This window comes from Sporosarcina jiandibaonis, from assembly GCF_013184495.1.
Classification (GTDB): Bacteria; Bacillota; Bacilli; order Bacillales_A; family Planococcaceae; genus Sporosarcina; species Sporosarcina jiandibaonis.
On sequence record NZ_JAAOIY010000001.1, the window covers coordinates 541,281 to 560,858 of the forward strand.

Consider the following 19,578-nt stretch of genomic DNA (forward strand, 5'->3'; position numbering starts at 1 on the left):
AAAGAAGAGGATTTCACCTCTTCTACAAGAAATAATTATTGACGCTTACCCCAATACTGATAATAATCTGTACGGATAAAACCATTAAAGAGCTTACGTTTTCTTGTTGCTTTTCTACCATACAAAGATTCAAAGTTTTCCAATGGGGAAATCATATAGACCGACCAAGAAGGATGATTTTTCATCACATCGCCGAGAACCCTTGTTAGTTCTTCGGCTTCCTCAAGTTCGCCGATTCGTTCACCGTAAGGCGGATTTCCCACCATTACCCCATTTAATCCTTGAATCTCTATATCTCGCAAATCTTTAACTTCCCAATTAATCAAATCAACAAAGCCGGCTTCAGCCGCGTTTTCTTCTGAGATTCGAATCATTCGCGAGTCACTGTCAGATCCTGAAATCGCCAGTTGTTGATCATATTTCGCTAAATCTTCCGCTTCTTCACGAACACGATTCCACACAGCATCTTCAATCCAAGGCCATTGTTCGCTTAAGAACTCACGATTAGTACCCGGAGCGATATTTTGCCCGATCATTGCAGCTTCAATAGGAATTGTTCCCGAACCACATAGCGGATCTATAAAAGGACGGTCTGGACTCCAACGGGTCAATTTCACTAGTGCTGCTGCAAGCGTTTCTTTAATAGGCGCATCGCCTTGGCCAACCCGATAACCACGTCGATGAAGACCGGTACCGCTCGAATCGATCGTAAGTGTAACCTTATCTTTTAAAATAGACACTTCCAATTTGAATAATGGTCCTGATTCAGGTAAAAAACCGCTTCGTTTATAAGCCGAATTCAACCGTTCAACAATCGCCTTCTTAACGATGGCTTGGCAGTCCGGAACGCTGAATAGCGTTGATTTTACCGACTTTCCCGCAACTGGAAATGCTGCGTCGACTGGCAGGTACATCTCCCAAGGAATCGCCTTTGTACGTTCAAATAATTCATCGAATGTTTTCGCATGAAACTCTCCCGCGATAATTCGAACTCTATCGGCAACACGCAACCACATGTTTGCTCTGGCGATTGCAGTCGCATCACCTGAGAAGAAAACCTTTCCATTTTCTGTTCTCGTTTCATATCCCAATGCTTTAACTTCATCTGCTACGAGTGATTCTAGCCCCATTGCGGAGGTGGCAACTAATTTATATTCATTCATTTTCTTCAACTCCCGTTTCTTTCAATTAAAACCTAGCTAAATTCATTTTTTTAAATTTAAACCGATAGTTGCCTATAAAATTCTTACGCTTATAAGCAAAAGATTATACGTTACGCACTTCAAGTATACCCAAAATAGATTCATTACAAAAATGTCGTATTAGCAATCATGGCATTTAAAATATGTATGTCAAATTTATTGTTTATATCAAAAAGAAAAACTCTCCTTTATGTCGGAGAGCTGTCGTCTTTGATTTAAAACCATAGGTAATTCGATAAGCCATGTTTTGTTCCCTAGTACTCAAACGGCTTGCGCCTCGTACGCTGGGTGGTAATCATCTATCTACAAGTATGAATACTTGTCTCTTCTTCTGTTCAGTTCCTTCAGAAGAGTGCCCCTACCATAGTTTGGGTTTCTCACTTGTGGGGTTTACCGCGTTCCATTCGATCCGTTTCCGGACCGACTACGTTTCTGTGGCACTGTTCAGGGAACCTCATCCATATTCACATAAAGTAAACGTAGGACTTATTCCCGCCGTCAACGCGCTAAGCGCGAAGCCCCGGCTTATTAATTCACCGAGCACAAACACTACGGTCATCTCAGAACCGTGTGAGCATGGACTTTCCTCTACAAAGTCTAGCTTTGCAGCGATTACCTGAATACACGCTATGGTATAATTAGTATACTATAATTCAGGTTAAATTTCAATAAGCGATCCAGTTATTCTTGATCATGCAACTTGCTTCCGAATACATGTCTTTCAAGATTGGAGATTCGTTTGAGCAAATCAAAGTTCATTGCACCAGGATTGCTAGCAGAAGGTCGTTTTTCCGCCGCTGCAAGTTCATCTTTGATCCTATTGTTTTCACTTTCTAATTCCGTAATCCTCTTTTTTAACAATTGGTAGTCTTGAATGACATCATCTAAAAATAAATCAACTTCTTCTTGATTATATCCACGCATAGCCGTTTTAAATTCTTTTTCGAGAATTATTTTCGCATCTAATTTAGTTTCCATGAAACTCGTCCTTCCATCTATCTTTCTTATGCGATATTATACCATATCTTGTCCGAATTTGTCTGTTTAAAACACTATAAAACTCGGTCCTTGTCGTTTATTGCGCTTCCCCGGGAAATAGTTTTCTCACTATTCTTATTTCCCTCTTTTGAAACATTTCCTGTTGTCGCAAACGAAATCGGTCAGTCAATTCGGGGTCTACTGTAAGCAGATGTTGCGCCCTCCTTGTATACTGTAGTGCCTTTTCTAACTCTTTTACTTTATGCTCATACAATTTGGCCAATTCCTCTAATGCAATTATTCTCTGGCGACCAACTAATCGATCTGCGGCAATAGTAAAGGATGAAATCGCTTCTTCTACGGCAAGTCTTCTCTTCATGATAAAGCCAAAGTGAAAATGCGTTACTGGGTGTTCCAGACCATATTCCAAAATGACTGATTCTAGAACTCGGCTACTACGATCATATAACTTCAAATCTGCAAACCATTTTCCGATATTGGTTTGTGAAACTGCAGTTCCGCGAGTAGACGTTTCAAATAGCAAGTCCGTTGACTCAATATAAAGTGCGACAAGTGAAAGAATATCCCACTCATTGTGCTTGAGCACTTTCATCAATGGATCGATGCGACCACTTTTTACAGCGTCTTGATAAATGATGGGAGCTAAATGACCCGGAATATCGTCTTCTCGAAAAAACCCGATTTTCTTTTCTTCGATATTGACTAAACTAAATGAATCAACCTCTTCTTTCCAAATCCGCCTCGAGCCATGCAACAAATCTATATGTGCATGAGACGCGAGTGGCGGCAATGAGTTTCGATTCATTGTCCATCGCGTTTCGACTTGCGGAAGGTCGAAACTTTTACCATTATACGTCACTAGATTTAGATTATGCTCCCATAATCCAGATGCATATAAGAACGCACGCTCATGGTCGGGTCCAGGTAGTAAATATTGCGTAAGTTTAAACGAGCATTTAGTTTGTTCAATAAAACCAAGAAGGAATATAAGAGTCCCTGTACCTTTCAAGCCTGTTGTTTCAGTGTCGAAAAAAACTAATCGCTTTTCCAAATCGGGCGCTAACGGATGAGTTTCATCAAGATTTCCCCATTTTTTTAATGCATTATTTAAATCAGACAAATAAATATTTCCATGCTTGTATGTGCTGTCAAAACTAATCGTGCGTTTATAAACAATTCCATGACTATTTTCTTCTTTGGTCAACCCTGCTGCCAACCACTTATCCTCGTAGAATGGAGATGGAGGCAAGACTTTTTTCTTTTCTGGTGTTTGTGTTTCTTTTGTAGTTTTCTTTACTAGTTTCTTCATTTCCATTAACTTTTTCTCATATGACACTTCTTTCTCCCCTTACCAGGGCGTTAAGAAGAGATTCAACGTCCTTTTTCATTCCAGTGCCGGCTTCTTGCGCGCCAATACAAATTGGACAGCCGCCTTTACAGCTACAAGATGCAACATGATCTTTGGCCTGTTGAAACAAGGAATCCCAACGCGTATAAATCTTCTCGCTTAAACCTATGCCGCCCGGATAACTATCGTAAATAAAGAATGTCGGTTTATCGGTGTGGACTGCTTTCACTTGAGGCACAACATGGATATCAGTTCGATCGCATCTGACAAACAATGGAATGAATGACTGAATTGCATACGCTGCCCCCGTCATCGCATCCGTCAATTCCGATTCAGACCATCCACTAGGCACATCAAATGAATACCAAGTCGACGATGTATGAAGCTCAGTCGCTGGTAATGAAATCGGTCCCGAACCGATATTATCATGTGTACCAAAACGAATCTTTTTAAATATAGTAGGGATAGCGAGCACTGCAATGTCTCCATACGAACAAATGCCATTTTTCGCCGTACTTGTTTCATCCTCGTTCATAACTTTTAACTCCACTGCTAAATTCGCATCCGTAAAATAATCTACATCGACTTCAGTCACGTAAGCTTTCTTCTCTTCCCAATCAAGCTTCTCTACTTGGTACTGAGTTCCTTGATGGATATAAATAGCTTCTTCATGGAGCAATGTCATCGCGCTAAATGTGTCCATCTCTCCGATGACTATCGTTCCTTTGGGAATTGTTTTATCAATAATGACGACATTTTCTTGAGCAGCAGAACGTAGACTGACATCACTTGCCGGAAAACGGTCCGTCATCCAATGCCATCGATCCGTAGTTTTAATAAGAACACCTTCAGCTTCAAGAAATTCAAGAAGTTGTTGCACTTCGAACTCTCCATAGGTTTCTGTTAAGGAAAATGGCAATTCAAATGAAGCGCATTTTAAGTGATCCATTAAAATAAACATATTGTCGGGATGAATTCTTCCTTCTTCAGGTGATTGGCCAAGGAGATAATCAGGGTTTTCAATAATATATTGATCAAGCGCGACAGATTGCGCGACATAAATTATTAATGCGTCTTCTTGTCGTCTTCCCGCTCTTCCGGCTTGCTGAAAAGCGCTTGCGATATTTCCTGGATACCCAGTCATGATGCATGCTTGCAGTTGGCCAATATCGATTCCTAGTTCAAGTGCATTCGTACTGACTACGGTTTTTATCGAACCATCGCGAAGACCTTTCTCGATTTTTCTGCGTTCTGAAGGCAAATAGCCGCCCCGGTAACCCATGACAGAGTTGTCGAATAGTTTCTTTTTCGTTAATTCTTGCATATATTTCACCAGCATCTCGACACGCACCCGGCTTTTAGCAAAGATTATCGTTTGCATGCCTTCGCGGTATAATAATGATGCGATATCCCGTACTTCTAATAACGCACTGCGGCGTATGCCGAATGTCGGGTGGACGACTGGCGGATTATAAAAAATGAAATGCTTTTTTCCTGAGGGCGCACCGTTGTTTTCTATTAAGCGCATATCTGTATTTGTAAGCGATTCTGCAAGGTCTCCAGGATTGGCAATCGTCGCAGAAGTGCAGATGAATACCGGATCACTTCCGTAGTAATTGCAAATTCGTTTTAATCGGCGTAAGACATGTGCTACATGGCTTCCAAATACGCCTTTGTATGTGTGCAATTCATCGATAATAATATATTTCAAGTTTTCGAATAGGGACACCCATTTTGTATGATGGGGTAAAATTCCGGAATGTAACATGTCCGGATTCGTTAAAACGATATGACCCGACTTTCGAACTTTTGTCCGGAGTCCGGGGGCCGTATCGCCATCATACGTATAACTAAGAATTGTTTCTTCGCTCGCTTCAATCAAACCGTGAAGATCGCTCAATTGATCTTGTGCTAATGCCTTCGTCGGGAATAAATAGATTGCTCTCGATGATTCATCTTCTAAAATGCTTTGAAGCACCGGCAAATGATAACAGAGAGATTTTCCTGAAGCAGTTGGTGTAACAGCAGTTATTGACTCGCCATTATATGCTGAATCGAATGCTTCTCTCTGATGACTGTATAGCTGTTCAATCCCTTTAGTCTTTAGAGCCTTGATAATTGAGGGATGAAGTACTGATGGAAAATCCGCGTAGGTCGCCGACTTGCCTTCTATTTTTCTATAATGAATAATATTGTCTGAGAACGAGGGGGTCGATCGCAGTTTAGTCAAAACCGAACTAATTGTTGTATTTTGAGTCATTTCAACTCTCTCTCCTTCTCCTCTTCGATCGCATCTAAAAATGTTTTTAACGTATATTCTGCTGAACGGATAGAAAGCACAAATCTTTTCAAGCCAGTCTTCTTATAGAATGACTGAACGATAAATTGTTTCATCCCATCCGTTAATGTTTCAATCTGAGATGGGTGTACGTACTTCGGTTTCGCAATTTTTATCCAAGCGTAAGATTCTTCTGCCCATTCATCTAACATTGAATGGTATTTATCTGCATATGGTTTTACTTCTTTAAAAAAGTCAGGTTCCCTGTCTAGTCGTCTCATCTCTGTATGGCGTACGAGACATTCTTGGCAGACAGAAAGGAGTATTTTACATTTTTCTTCTAAATTCATTTTTTATCAGCCTCTCGGATTCTTTCTTCTATTTTACCAGATTAACAATCGCTTAACCAATATCTAGCGAACACATATTCCATGGAATAAAAAGTATTCCGCATGAAATGGAAACTTTCTGCTTGCTAGTCCGTCCAATGCTTATGGTATGATGAATGAATGCGAGGTGGTACAATTGACAATTCGGTATCCGAACGGTAAAAAATATGTGCCCGTTAGAACCACTAGTCCTCAGAAATTTAGTAATCATTCCTATAGTAATCGCGGGAAAACGCTAGAAGAGGATTTGAATGAGTCCAACGAATATTATTTGACTCATAACATTGCTGTCGTCCATCAAAAACCGGTCCCGATTCAGGTGGTAAATGTTAATTACCCTTCTCGAAGCGCTGCCGTAATTACGGAAGCCTATTTTCGAACCCCTTCTACAACTGATTATAACGGTGTTTGGAATGGTCATTATATCGATTTCGAAGCGAAAGAAACAAGGAGCAAAACGTCATTTCCACTGCAGAATATTCATGAACACCAAATTATTCATATGAAAAATGTTACTATGCAAAAAGGGATTGCGTTTGTCATTGTTAAATTCTCTACATTGAATCGATATTTTATCGTTCCATACGATGTAATGGAGAAAAAATGGGAGAGAATGAAAGCTGGCGGTCGAAAATCAATCTCTTTAGCTGAATTCGAAAACGAATCGATCGAAATAGAGCTCGGATTTATGCCCAATATCGATTACTTAAAAGCGATTTCGGATATAGTAAACTATGAAGGCAATATTGAAAGGTAGGAAAAATTTATGAGCGATAATATAAACTCTAGAGTAGAGCGTCGAAAAGCTCTAGAAAACTCTCGCAATAAGAAACCGAAGAATACAAAAGGTATTATTAAAAAGGTCTTTCTATCATTAGTTATTCTAGGATTTGCGATATTAATTGGCGGAACCGGTTTATTTCTATTTTACGCAAGTTCATCTCCTAAACTCGATGAAGAGTTATTGAGAGATCCAGTTTCTTCGGAGTTTTTGGATCGTCACGGTGAAGTTTTCCACACGACTGGTTCGGAAAAAAGAGAATACGTCAACTACGATGAAATTCCAAAATTAATGGAAGATGCAATCTTAGCAACAGAAGACGTAAGGTTCTACTCCCACCACGGGATGGATTTTAAAAGACTTGGCGGTGCAGTGCTAGCAAACTTCAAAAGTGGTTTCGGTTCTCAAGGTGCGAGTACGCTGACACAACAAGTGATTAAAAACTCATTTTTGTCTGCGGATAAAACATTGAAACGTAAATCGCAAGAAGCATGGTTGGCTTTTCAACTTGAACGAGAATACGATAAAGAAGAAATTTTCGAAATGTATTTCAATAAAATATTAATGTCTGGATCGACCTACGGATTCGGAACAGCTGCAGAACACTTTTATGGAAAAAAACTTGCAGATCTTGAATTACACGAAGTTGCCATGTTAGCAGGGCTCCCACAGAGTCCAAATGGATATAATCCTTTCATAAATCCCGAACGTGCGGAGAAACGACGAAACATCGTACTAGGGTTAATGTATCAACATGGGAAAATAACAAAAGAGCAGATGGAAGAAGCAAGAACAATTGATGTAGCGTCTACTTTACGGCAGGAAGGAAATAAAGTAGCGAGCAGCGGCACCAAATATCCAGCGTTTATTGATCTTGTTTTGAATGAACTTGAGGATGCGGGAGTCGATCTTAGTGAAGGGTTGAAAATTCATACTACACTAGATCCGGTAGCACAACGCTCAGTAGAAGACGCGCTAACTTCTACTTATTATGCGAATGAAAAAGTAGAAGCAGGTTTAACAGTCCTTGATACTAAAACAGGTGAAATTGTTGCAGTTGGCAGCCGTAACTACAAATTAGCCAACTGGAGCTTTGCTACGCAAGAAAAACGCCAACTCGGTTCAACTATTAAACCAGTATTAGCATATGGTCCAGCTATCGAATATTTAAATTGGTCAACTGGCAATACAGTTATTGACGCGGAAAAAAATTATAATAATGGAAACCCGATTCGAAATGTAGATCTGAAGTTTTTAGGGGCGATGACAGCTCGAGAAGCGCTCTATAAATCACGGAATATACCCGCTGTTTCAACTTATGATGAAGTAGGTCATGGAAGAGCGAACGATTTCGCTGCAAAGCTAGGTATTGCGCTAAAAGGTGAAAACCAATCCAATGCACTTGGTGGTACATCTGAAGAATTTTCTACGGCTCAACTTGCAGGTGCATATGCTGCATTTGGTAATGGAGGCGTTTATACGAAACCACATGCAGTAAAGAAAATTGTTTTCCGTGACGGGAAAACGGAAAAACAGTTATCGCCTAATTCAGAAGTCGTCATGAAAGATTCAACTGCATATATGGTTACAGATATGCTGCGAGACGTTTTGAAATCTGGTATTGGAGCAACAGGCGCTCGTGCAAGTGTACCTGGACTCGATATTGCTGGAAAAACAGGTACAACAAACAATGCAGTCGATTCTTGGTTTGCTGGCTACTCTACTAACTATACTATTGCTGCATGGAGCGGTTACAAAGACCGGACACCAATGGAATATATGGACGGTGAACGTTACGTTCCTCAAGACCTTTTTAAGTCGGTCATGACAACTATTTCTGCAGGTAAAGAAACAGCACGATTCCAAAAACCTTCCTCAGTTGAAGAGGTTGATATTGTTTATAAATCAAATCCATTAATTAGAGCAAGTTCCTCAACGCCTTCAAGTATGAGACGTACAGAGCTGTTCGTTAAAGGAACAGTGCCAAAAGAAATCGCGGAAGAAATCAAACTTGATGCACCAACGAAACTCAAAGCTGATTACGATGAAAAGTCTAAGTCCATCACATTGAAATGGAATCACAAAGCCCCTAAATCCAAAATGCTTAAAGGCAATGTAGAATTCGTCGTATATGCAAGTATGGACGGCGGCGAGAAACAAGAGATGACAAGAACTTCAGACAATAAGGTTACCTTTACTGGTATTGAAGGCGGTAAAACATACACATTTGAAGTGATTGCGTTACTCGGAGAGCTAAAGAGCGGTCCCGCATCAATTTCAATTCGTGTTGACGAGAAAGAAGAACCTGAGATTGAAGAACCGGAAGTACCTGTAGAGCCGGAAGAACCGGAGCAACCAGAAGAACCGCAAAAAGAACCCGAAGAGCCTGAAGAGCCAGCCAACCCTGGAGACGGTGAAGGTCAAGGCGACGATGAAGGCGAAGGCGGAACTGGTGAAGGTGAAGGTGAAGGCGGCAATACTGAAGGAGAAGAACCAGGTTCGGGCAGCACTGGAAATAATGGAAATAACGGTAACAACGACAACAAAGGCAATAATGGAAATCAATAACTAAAAAGCTGAAGTTCATGCGCAGTACCTGCGTTGAACTTCAGCTTTTATTTTTGCATGACGGAGAGTCGTGCCGCTTTCTTTTTTGCCTCTGTATAGAGTGCATCAAGTTGAACATAAGCGTAGTGACTAGCAATTTTATCTTTCACAAATTGGAGTCGCTCATCCCCGTTTAACGGAAGAAGACGAGCAACCATCTTTCCAGTTCGTTGATTTAACTCGCTTCCGCCATATTCTAGAAGCTGAGTATAATTGCGAATCGCAATTTCCATATACGTGATGGCTTCTTTATCTTCTATATTATATAGTTTTTCAATTTCCTCTTTCACAAGATCCCATTTTTCAAAATGAGGGGCAAGAAGTTCTTTGGAAAAACGGTTCAATTATATCCCCCTCGCCTTCATCCGCTTCTTGCCTTCCCTGCAGATGGACAGTAGCGGACAAACCTCGCATTCCGGATTCCTAGCTTTACAATGGTAGCGTCCGAAGAAAATAATTTGGTGATGTGTATTCGTCCAATTATCTAACGGAGTCCAACGCATTATTTTTTCTTCAACAGCTAGTGGAGAATCTCTCCACCTGTTCATGCCAAGTCTTTTGGCTACCCGTTCAACATGCGTATCAACTGCAAGCGCCGGGATTCCAAATGCATTCGAAACGACCACATTTGCTGTTTTTCTTCCAACGCCCGGCAAGGTCATTAGTTCGTCTCGATTTGCCGGTACTTCCCCGTTATATTTATCAATCAGAATTTGGCTTAGCGCTTGAATACTTTTTGATTTATTACGAAATAAGCCAATCGATCTAATATCATCCTGCAACTCTTCAATTTCAACGGCAAGATAATCTTCTGGGGTTTTATATTTTTTGAAAAGCTCAGCAGTTACACGATTGACAAGCACATCCGTGCATTGTGCTGAAAGAAGTGTTGCTATCGTTAATTCAAATGGGTTTTCATGCACTAATTCACAATGTGCATCCGGAAACATTTCTGCGAATTTTTCCAAGCAAAATTCCCATTGTTTTTTGGTAAGCATTGTATCCCCCTAATCCCGTTCTTCGAGCCAATTATAAAATGGAACTCGTTTTACTTTGACCGTTTTATCTGTTTGTGTTGGACGCATGCCAACTGTTCTAAATTTCTTCGTTTGCTTTTCAACATCTGATAAGGTTTTGATATTTTTCTTTTTCCATTCAAATAGAATTCGATCGATATATCGAAGACTTAATTTTTCAGCAAGAACCGCTTCTTTTAAAGCCGCTCTGATGATTTCAACTGAATGACCATCATCATCTAACCACATTCCGATGGATTCAGATTCCATTGGAGATAGAAATCGACCGAATTCCTGTTCGAATAATGAATAGATTTCGCCTTCTTCGTTTTTCTCTATTTCTTCGACCTGTTCTTTTGCATCAAGGACTATTTCATCTGTGAGGCGTTTCCATAGTGGATTTAAAGAGAATGACTCGTATAAGACTCCTTTTTCGTCTTCACTTTGGATAATTTGAAGTAGACCATGTTGCATCAGTCTTTGTAAAATGGTAGAAACTTCATTTTCAGATAAATGCATGCGTTCTGCAAAGTCAGTCGGGGTAGGAAATAAATTGCCAGCCGCGTTGTATGCAGTCATATGCATGATTAGCATCGCATCTAAATCTTTTATGCCAAGACGTTTATAATTGTGAAAAAAAAGCTGGGAAATGGTTACATTTCCCTGCTCAATCCAAATTTGGAGTCGATCATCTTGCATTGTCATCCAGACTCCTTTCTATATAAAACGAAACTTCAAAATGTAAATTCATAATAAGTATTATGGATATAATCTGTTTAGCAGGCGTGGAAATGCAGCCGTTTCTCGAACATGGCTTGTCCCTGAAATCCAGGCTACTGTTCGTTCTAAGCCAAGACCAAAACCGGAATGCGGCACTGCACCATATTTGCTCAATTCAAGATACCATTTGTAAGCATCCTCATCTAGATTATGTTCTTTTATTCGTTGTTTCATTAATTCGTAATCGTAAATTCGTTCAGAACCGCCGATGATTTCTCCGTACCCTTCAGGCGCAATCATGTCAGCACATAAAACTACGTCATCACGTTCAGGATGCGGTTGCATGTAAAATGGTTTAATGCCAATTGGATAGTGAGTGATGAATACTGGCATATCATAACTTTCTGCAATTGCGGTTTCGTGAGGCGCTCCGAAATCGTCTCCCCATTCAATATCGTCAAATCCATTTTCGTGTAGGAAAGTGATCGCATCATCATACGAAATACGCGGGAATGGCGCTTGTATCTTTTCTAATTTAGAAATATCGCGATCAAGTCGTTCTAATTCTAATGCGCAATTTTGAAGAACGGATTGCACAATATGCGTCACATATTGTTCTTGAACTTCTAAGCTCTCTTCATGTTCAACGAAAGCCATTTCCGGTTCAATCATCCAAAACTCTATCAAGTGACGGCGCGTGCTTGATTTTTCTGCGCGGAATGTCGGCCCGAACGAAAACACTTTTCCAAGTGCCATAGCCGCTGCTTCCATGTATAATTGTCCTGATTGTGAAAGGTAAGCATTTTCATCGAAATACTTCGTTTCGAAAAGTTCAGAAGTGCCTTCAGGTGATGATCCTGTCAAAATCGGAGGATCAACTTTCACAAAACCATTCATATGGAAAAATTCATAGGTTGCGCGAATAATTTCATCACGTATTTTTAAAATAGCGTGTTGTTTTCTAGAACGAATCCATAAATGACGGTTATCCATCAAGAATTCTGTACCATGGTTTTTTGGTGTTATCGGATAATCTACCGCCGCGCTAATAACTTTTACATCACTAACTTGAAGTTCAAATCCAAATGAAGAACGTTCATCCTCAACAACTTCGCCTATGACATATAGTGAACTTTCTTGAGATATGCCTCTAGCATTTGCAAAGATGTCTTCGCCTACAGCTTCCTTAGCGACGACTCCTTGTACAAAACCCGATCCGTCACGTAATTGTAAAAATGCGATTTTACCGCTAGATCTTTTATTTGCAAGCCAAGCACCAATTCGCACAGTTTCTCCGACGTGGTCTGGCATTTCATGAATCATAATCGTTTTCATAAGAACCTCCAAAAATAGTCATTTCTGTATTTTTACTCTCTCCAATTCTCCCGTACAAACTTATCAATTCGACGGATTGCTTCTTCAATTAACTCAATTGAAGTCGCGTACGATAAGCGGATTGTATTGGGTGAACCGAATCCTGATCCAGGAATAATGGCTACATTTGCTTCAGTCAATAACGCTTTCGCAAAGTCGTCTACATTTTCAAAACCTGTTTTCTCGAGCGCTTCTGTTACTTCTGGAAGCAAATAGAATGCACCGTCCGGTTTTATAACATCAAAGCCCGGGATTGCAGCTAACTGGGGATACACTTTGTTCAAGCGTGATTCGAACGCTTCACGCATAACTTCTACAGTTTCCTGCGGACCATTGTAAGCCTCGATTGCTGCATATTGAGAAGTTGTTGTCGGGTTGGACGTTGAATGGCTCGCCAAGTTTGTCATAGCCGTTACTACATCTTCATCCCCCGCGACATAGCCAATTCTCCAGCCTGTCATTGAATGCGATTTAGAAACACCATTGATGACTAATGTACGTTTTTTTGCATCATCAGATATTTGAGCGACTGAAATATGTTTTTCATTGCCATAAACAAGCTTCTCATATATTTCATCCGAAACAATCCAGATATCCTTTTCTTTACAAACTGCCGCAATTTCACGTAATTCATCTTCCGAATAAATCATGCCAGTCGGGTTGCCTGGTGAATTAATGATGATTGCTTTCGTCTTATCAGTAATCGCATTTTTAATTTGTTCTGCAGTTACTTTAAATCGGGCAGCCGAATCTGCTTCAATATGTACTGGCACACCGCCCGCAAGCTTTACCTGTTCAGGATAACTTACCCAGTATGGTGTCGGGATAATTACTTCATCATCCGTATCTAGAATTACCTGAAATAATGTATAAAGGACATGTTTTGCACCGATGCCAATCATTATTTCTTTTCGCGTATAGGTCAGTTGTTGATCTTTTTTCAATTTATTGATGACTGCATCTTTCAGTTCGACCAATCCGCCAGAAGGCGTATATTTTGTTTTCCCTTCTTTCATGGACTTTATGGCCGCTTCTAATATGTTATCAGGCGTATTGAAGTCGGGTTCTCCCGCTCCAAGGCCAATTATATCGATGCCCGAATCTTTCATCTGCTTCGCTTTTGCGGTAATCGCCAGCGTTGTCGATGGTGTAAGTGTATTTACTCTGGAAGCTAATCTTTTAGTCAACAATATCTCTCCCTTATAAGTTTAAAATTCTTTTCCACCACTGCCCACTTTCAAAAAATACATAAACATAATTCAACTTTCCATTTTCTCCGGTAAACGCAACTTCCCAAACAGGCTCCTCTTCTTCGATTCCAAGTGAAACATGGAGAACCTTAGCAATGGTCAGTTCCTCTCGAACAGTCTGTATCGCTTCCTTTGCGGTAATTCCATCTTCGACTTTCAGGCTCTTAAAACCATCTTCCGCATAATCATCAACAAAAACGGCAATTTCTTCTCCATTTTCATCGATCCCGAAAACGACCATGAAAGCTTGGGCGCCATTGTAAGGTTGGACTGAATTGACGGATACTAACTGCCCCGATTCAAGAGCTGCTTTTGCCGCAGCTTCTGTTGATACTGCCAATGGCTTGTTCGCATTATAAAATACTGTTATGACAATTATTGTTGCCAATGCGATGAGAAAGACGGTTATAAATTTAATCCAATTAAGCATATTCTTTCACGTCCTGTAAATCGTAGAAACGAATTTTTTCATACAAGTCTATTATAGCAATTTTCGAGTTCGTTAACCATTACTTGAAGCGGCACTTTTTTTACTGGCACCTCTGGAAGCGACGCTAAAAATTGTTTTCCATAAGATTTTGTATCAATGCGCCTGTCTAAAATAATGAAGAAACCTTTATCTGAAGATGACCGGATGAGTCTTCCAAAACCTTGACGCAATCTCATTACAGCTTCAGGTAGTGCATAATTGACAAACGGGTTTAAGCCTTGCCCTGATAAGATTGCAGCTCTAGCTTTAAATACCGGGTCCTCTGGTGATGTGAACGGAAGTCGAACAACGATAACTGCTGAAAGTGCATCACCGGGAACATCGACCCCTTCCCAAAAGCTACTCGTTCCAAATAACACAGAACGTTGATATTGATTGAATGATTTCAATAGTTTCATGCGACTTCCCGGTGTAATTCCTTGGGCAAATAATGCATATTCCTCCAATTGTTCGCTCTCAGTTATTAAGTCATATGTTTTTCTTAACATATCCTGCGATGTAAAGAGAACGAACAGCCTGCCACCAGTAGCCATGACTGTACGAATCACAGCATCCGTTACGGCTTCGATGTAATCCGTCTGCGATACCCGTTGAATCTCAGGCATGTCTTCTACGATAAAAACTTCTGCGCCACCATAAAAATCAGATGGGGCTTCGAAATTTATTAAAGGAACCTCATCGTTTATCCCGAGTTTTTCTGGAATATAGCGATCATAATTTGGAATTGACATCGTCCCGGATGTCCAGATGATTCCCGTTTCATCTTCTTTTAGCCGTTTAATTAGTTTGCGTACAGGAACCGCGCTTTCCAAAGGACTTTTCACAATGAGTAAACTTCCCGGAATGCTGCGGACGTCCTTTTCCAACCAAACCGTAAAGTTGTCGTAATCTTCTTCAAAAAATATATCAACCCAATCACCGGCTTTAATTTTAATCTCTCTAATCCAATAGGTCCATTCAGATAAGTATGCCAGTTCACTGCGGGACATATTATTTTTACAATTAGCTAAACGAGCAATAAATGCCTCCGCCTGATCAATGTAATCTGATATCGCTAGGGTCACTCTGCTAAAGTATCGTTTCATATTTTTCATGCCGTCAAGCGGGTAAACTTTTCGATTGCCTTGCTGTTTTTTGATCGCATTCGGTTCATAATTCGAAAGTATGGCCGTCGCCTCATCAAACGCTTCTGCAAATCGTGCAAACGAATCTAATAATCCTTCCTTTACATGCCTACTCGCTAGTCCAAATCGATCAATGAGTGAAAATATCCCGTGTAATAACTGGCCCTCAGCTTCTGAACCAACTTGGCCCATTATATATTTCCAGTTCGTATAGGAAAAAACAATTTCGTTATGACGAATCGCTATTTGGCCCATCTGATGTACTTCGTCTACGATTAGTCCACTTAGCGAATTGAAAATGCGGTTGGAACGATTACTATCAGCAAGCAACATCGAATGATTTGTAATTATGAAGTTCGAACTTGAACATTCCGAGACGAGCCTTCGATGGAAATCAGCTTGATATTCATCAGGAGCCATTCGCTCGGAGCGTTTTCGAATACGATCGACAAACAATTGACCGCCGCCAGAAACATTCAGATCCTCCAAGTCGCCTGTCTTTGTTTCGGTTAGCCATACAAGAATCTGCATAATCGTAAATGTTTCATCGTAAGATTGCTCTGAAATTGTTAGGAGTTCTTCGAATTTACCTAATGAAATATACTGTTCTCTTCCCTTTAATACTGTCGCCTTAAGATTTGCGCCAAATATAATATCCAGTTTTTTCATTTCTTCGTTAACAATTTTATCGGCCAAGTAATTCGTATATGTACTTATTACTACAGGCTTTCCCGTTTCCATTGATTGAATGGCGGCGGGCACTAGATAGGCGATGGATTTTCCTATACCAGTTGGCACTTCTGTAGCTATTTCAGATTTCTCGCTTAATGCTGTCCACACTGTATCCATAAACCGGAGTTGAGATTCTCTTCGTTCAAATTTCGGAAAGGTCGCTTTCAGGAATTCTACTTTCTTATTATCATCAAACGGATAGTCAAAGTGACTAATTTCAACTTTGTTTATATCATCGATATTTCGATAAGGAATACCACGAAACGTTGAAAACTCAGATGGAAGACTTTTCTTCCTAGCTTCTTTTAACGCATCGTAAAAAAGTGCCGCTAAATCCGTTTTTAGACGAAATGATTTCTTATGCAATAATTCAATTGTTGCAGAAGGCAAAGTTTGAAGTTTTCTTTGACAAGCGAGTAAAAGTTCACTTGTTGCTTCAGCATCATCATCGGCCCGGTGTGCAGCGGGTAAGGAAATATCAAGTTCTTCCGCAATATCCTGCAACCTGTAGCTAGCGGATGAGGGGAAAATGATTTTGGATAATTCGACGGTATCGATTTTTCTTCCAGACCATTCTTCTACTCCACAACGTTTAAATTCATTTTGCAAAAATGATAAATCGAAATCAGTATTATGCGCAACAAAAATAGTCTCATCAAGAAGATTACGAACTTCTTCAGCAATTTCTTCGAAATATGGTGCATTTTCCACTTCTTCATCTGTAATATTCGTAAGCTGTCGAATAAACGGCGGGATTTTTTGACCGGGATTGACGAACCGAACAAACTTTTCGGCAATTTCCCCGTTTCTAATAAATACAATCGCAATTTGAATGATTCGATCCCCTTTGGCCGAAGAGTGGCCGGTTGTTTCCAAATCAACAACTGCAAACGTTTTTGTTATCATAAAATCATCAACTTCCTGTTAATCAATACTACTTGAGATTATACCATATTGTGCATAATAACAGCGATCACAAGACCAAACTTCTTTGAAAATAAAAACTCACAAAGAATTGATTTTCCTTGTGAGTTTTATTTTTAAACAGTCATGCCCGGTGCTTCTTTTATTACTTCTTCAATTTTATTGTCCTTATCCATCAGCAAAACCGTCGGTTTATGTTCTTTTGCTTCTTCATTCGACACGTATGCATATGACAAGATAATGACTATATCGCCTTTTTGAACGAGTCGTGCTGCGGCTCCATTTACACAAATTACGCCACTTCCCGGTTCGCCTGCGATAATATATGTTTCAAAGCGCGCCCCGTTGTTGTTGTTAACAACATGCACTTTTTCATTTGGCAACATCCCTGCCGCATCGAGTAGATCACTATCAATTGTAATGCTGCCGACATAGTCAAGGTTCGCTTCCGTGACAGTCGCTCTATGCAATTTACTATTCATCATCATTCGAAACATATTTTTCATCCCTTTGTTGACATAATAATATTATCTATTAACCTTGTTTTTTCGAATTTCACGGCACAGGCAATAATCGCTTCTCTGGCATCAGTCGTGTAAGGCAAAAGTGAAGGATAAGCCAATAATGACACATAATCAATTCGGCCTGGACTATTGCTCGTAATCTGATTCGCTACTTCTTCAACTATTTCTTCTACCTGAAGACCTTGATGAAATAATTCTTCTCCAATTTTTAAAGCCTTTTGAATGGCAGGTGCAACTAAACGTTCTTCTATCGATAAATTCACGTTGCGCGAGCTTTTTGCAAGTCCATCTTCCTCCCGAATCGTGGGCACTCGCACAATCTTCGTCCGCAAGTTGAAATCGCGCACAAATGTTTCAATAATCGCAAGTTGCTGCGCGTCTTTCATGCCAAAATAGGAATGGTCCGGGTCAACAATATTGAATAACTTCAATACTACTTTTAAAACCCCGTCGAAATGACCCGGACGCGTTGCCCCGCAAAGTGACGAAGCCTGCGGGCCGGGTAATATTTGTATCCCGCCGTCCTGCGGATACATTTCATCAGGGTCCGGGATAAATAAGATATCGACCCCCGCCTCGGATGCAAGTTTTGCATCATGCTGTTCATCCCGTGGATACGCTTCAAAATCCTCTCCGGGTCCGAATTGGGCTGGATTGACAAATATACTCATGACGACAATGTCATTTTCTTTTCTAGCATGTTCTACAAGACTGAGATGTCCTTCGTGAAGAAATCCCATTGTCGGAACAAAACCTACTGTTTGGTTATCTCTTTTACTTCTATCGAGTAATTCTTGTAATTCATTAATTAGTCGTATTGTTTTCATCGTTTACTCACCTTTATTACTCCCGTATAAAGTGCTTAATTCCTCTTCTTTCATCGTAAAACGATGATGATCTGCCGGGAAAGACCTATCTTTAACAGCATCAACATAATCTTTTAGCCCATCTCTGATGACAGTGCCGGAATCTGCAAACTTTTCAACGAATTTAGGAATATGATGACTGCCGTATTGAACTGTATCATGGAAAACAAGTACTTGACCGTCTGTCTCTGCGCCTGCTCCGATTCCAATTACAGGAATTGATATAGCGGCCGATACTTTTTGAGCTAGTTGATAAGGAATACATTCAAGCACGAGCATAAAAGCGCCGGCTTCTTCACAAGCTTGTGCGTCCCTGATTAACTGTTCAGCCGCTTCCGCGGTTTTTGCTTGCACTCTGTAACCGCCAACAACCCCAGCATGTTGAGGAAGTAACCCCAAATGCGCAACGACTGGTATGCCGGTATTCGTAAGAAGATTGATGACATTAATGACATCTCCTGCACCCTCGAGCTTAAGGGCATTAGCGCCAGTTTCTTGAAAAATTCGCACTGCTTCTTGCAGCGTTCTGTCATACGAACCTTGATACGATCCAAACGGCATATCAACTGCGATGAATGTATCAGTAGCACCGCGCCTCGTTGCTTTTCCATGATGAATCATGTCATCTACTGTTACCGAAACTGTTGAATCATAACCAAGAACGACCATTCCAAGCGAATCGCCCACCAAAATGATATCTACCCCGGCCTCTTCTGCTAATTTACCGGATGGATAATCGTATGCAGTAAGCATCGCAATTTTCTCGTTCTTCTTTTTCATTTTAATAAAGTCTGCTGTCGTTTTCATTTTCTTTTCTCCTCTCTTGGAAGAAAACCAAAAATAAAAACCCTAATGCCCGAAAATGGACAGAAGGGTTGTGTAATCATCAGTAGATGGTTTCCTCCGTCCCTGTCTTCTATAAAGATCAAGGCAGAACATTTTTAAATCCACATA

The 19,578-nt window shown here is 40.4% G+C and carries 17 protein-coding genes and 1 other RNA gene; 2 read left to right on the forward strand and 16 right to left on the reverse strand.

What is annotated here, in order from left to right; genetic code table 11:
• Positions 1-35 precede the first annotated feature (35 nt).
• The 6 genes from G8782_RS02705 to G8782_RS02730 all read right to left on the reverse strand — a co-directional run bounded on the left by G8782_RS02705 (position 36) and on the right by G8782_RS02730 (position 6,177).
• Positions 36-1,163 (reverse strand): THUMP domain-containing class I SAM-dependent RNA methyltransferase, encoded by a 1,128-nt coding sequence (locus G8782_RS02705; protein ID WP_172369364.1) that lies wholly within the window; start codon positions 1,161-1,163, stop codon positions 36-38.
• A gap of 270 nt (positions 1,164-1,433) precedes the next feature.
• Positions 1,434-1,826: RNase P RNA component class B (gene rnpB / locus G8782_RS02710), an RNA gene on the reverse strand.
• Positions 1,827-1,883: 57 nt separating this feature from the next.
• Positions 1,884-2,180 carry a cell division regulator GpsB gene (gene gpsB / locus G8782_RS02715; RefSeq protein WP_172369365.1) on the reverse strand — a complete coding sequence of 99 codons (297 nt, stop codon included), beginning with the start codon at positions 2,178-2,180 and terminating at the stop codon, positions 1,884-1,886.
• Positions 2,181-2,277: 97 nt separating this feature from the next.
• Positions 2,278-3,537, reverse strand: coding sequence for a ribonuclease H-like domain-containing protein (locus tag G8782_RS02720; RefSeq protein WP_172369366.1), 1,260 nt, complete (start codon positions 3,535-3,537; stop codon positions 2,278-2,280).
• The gene (locus G8782_RS02725; protein ID WP_172369367.1) at positions 3,527-5,809 is read right to left on the reverse strand and encodes a DEAD/DEAH box helicase; all 2,283 of its coding nucleotides are present in this window, start codon (positions 5,807-5,809) and stop codon (positions 3,527-3,529) included. The genes G8782_RS02720 and G8782_RS02725 overlap by 11 nt, the downstream gene beginning before the upstream one ends.
• Complete coding sequence (locus G8782_RS02730) at positions 5,806-6,177, reverse strand: YppE family protein (protein ID WP_172369368.1); 372 nt, start codon at positions 6,175-6,177, stop codon at positions 5,806-5,808. The genes G8782_RS02725 and G8782_RS02730 overlap by 4 nt, the downstream gene beginning before the upstream one ends.
• Before the next feature lie 175 nt (positions 6,178-6,352).
• Here G8782_RS02730 and recU point away from each other — a divergent pair, with 175 nt between their 5' ends.
• The gene (gene recU / locus G8782_RS02735; protein WP_172369369.1) at positions 6,353-6,973 is read left to right on the forward strand and encodes a Holliday junction resolvase RecU; all 621 of its coding nucleotides are present in this window, start codon (positions 6,353-6,355) and stop codon (positions 6,971-6,973) included.
• A gap of 9 nt (positions 6,974-6,982) precedes the next feature.
• Entirely contained in the window at positions 6,983-9,565 is a 2,583-nt protein-coding gene (locus G8782_RS02740; protein ID WP_172369370.1) for a PBP1A family penicillin-binding protein, read from the forward strand.
• A gap of 47 nt (positions 9,566-9,612) precedes the next feature.
• On the opposite strand, the gene G8782_RS02745 is transcribed toward G8782_RS02740, so the two are convergent.
• The 10 genes from G8782_RS02745 to panB form a co-directional block, all read right to left on the reverse strand.
• Positions 9,613-9,948 (reverse strand): YpoC family protein, encoded by a 336-nt coding sequence (locus tag G8782_RS02745; protein ID WP_172369371.1) that lies wholly within the window; start codon positions 9,946-9,948, stop codon positions 9,613-9,615.
• Entirely contained in the window at positions 9,949-10,602 is a 654-nt protein-coding gene (nth, locus tag G8782_RS02750; protein WP_172369372.1) for an endonuclease III, read from the reverse strand. It lies immediately after the preceding gene.
• 9 nt (positions 10,603-10,611) lie between these two features.
• Positions 10,612-11,325: a DnaD domain-containing protein gene (locus tag G8782_RS02755; RefSeq protein WP_172369373.1), complete on the reverse strand. Its 714-nt coding sequence runs from the start codon at positions 11,323-11,325 to the stop codon at positions 10,612-10,614.
• A 54-nt stretch (positions 11,326-11,379) separates the two neighbouring features.
• Complete coding sequence (gene asnS, locus G8782_RS02760; RefSeq protein WP_172369374.1) at positions 11,380-12,675, reverse strand: asparagine--tRNA ligase; 1,296 nt, start codon at positions 12,673-12,675, stop codon at positions 11,380-11,382.
• A 32-nt stretch (positions 12,676-12,707) separates the two neighbouring features.
• A complete protein-coding gene (locus tag G8782_RS02765) occupies positions 12,708-13,901 on the reverse strand; it encodes a pyridoxal phosphate-dependent aminotransferase (protein ID WP_246231526.1) in 1,194 nt (397 codons plus the stop codon).
• A gap of 13 nt (positions 13,902-13,914) precedes the next feature.
• A complete protein-coding gene (locus G8782_RS02770; protein WP_172369375.1) occupies positions 13,915-14,394 on the reverse strand; it encodes a cell wall elongation regulator TseB-like domain-containing protein in 480 nt (159 codons plus the stop codon).
• A 38-nt stretch (positions 14,395-14,432) separates the two neighbouring features.
• Positions 14,433-17,216 (reverse strand): ATP-dependent DNA helicase DinG, encoded by a 2,784-nt coding sequence (gene dinG, locus G8782_RS02775; RefSeq protein WP_172369376.1) that lies wholly within the window; start codon positions 17,214-17,216, stop codon positions 14,433-14,435.
• A 134-nt stretch (positions 17,217-17,350) separates the two neighbouring features.
• The gene (panD, locus tag G8782_RS02780; RefSeq protein WP_172369377.1) at positions 17,351-17,731 is read right to left on the reverse strand and encodes an aspartate 1-decarboxylase; all 381 of its coding nucleotides are present in this window, start codon (positions 17,729-17,731) and stop codon (positions 17,351-17,353) included.
• A gap of 5 nt (positions 17,732-17,736) precedes the next feature.
• A complete protein-coding gene (panC, locus tag G8782_RS02785) occupies positions 17,737-18,585 on the reverse strand; it encodes a pantoate--beta-alanine ligase (protein WP_172369378.1) in 849 nt (282 codons plus the stop codon).
• Positions 18,586-18,588: 3 nt separating this feature from the next.
• Positions 18,589-19,431, reverse strand: coding sequence for a 3-methyl-2-oxobutanoate hydroxymethyltransferase (gene panB / locus G8782_RS02790; protein WP_172369379.1), 843 nt, complete (start codon positions 19,429-19,431; stop codon positions 18,589-18,591).
• Positions 19,432-19,578: the final 147 nt, after the last annotated feature.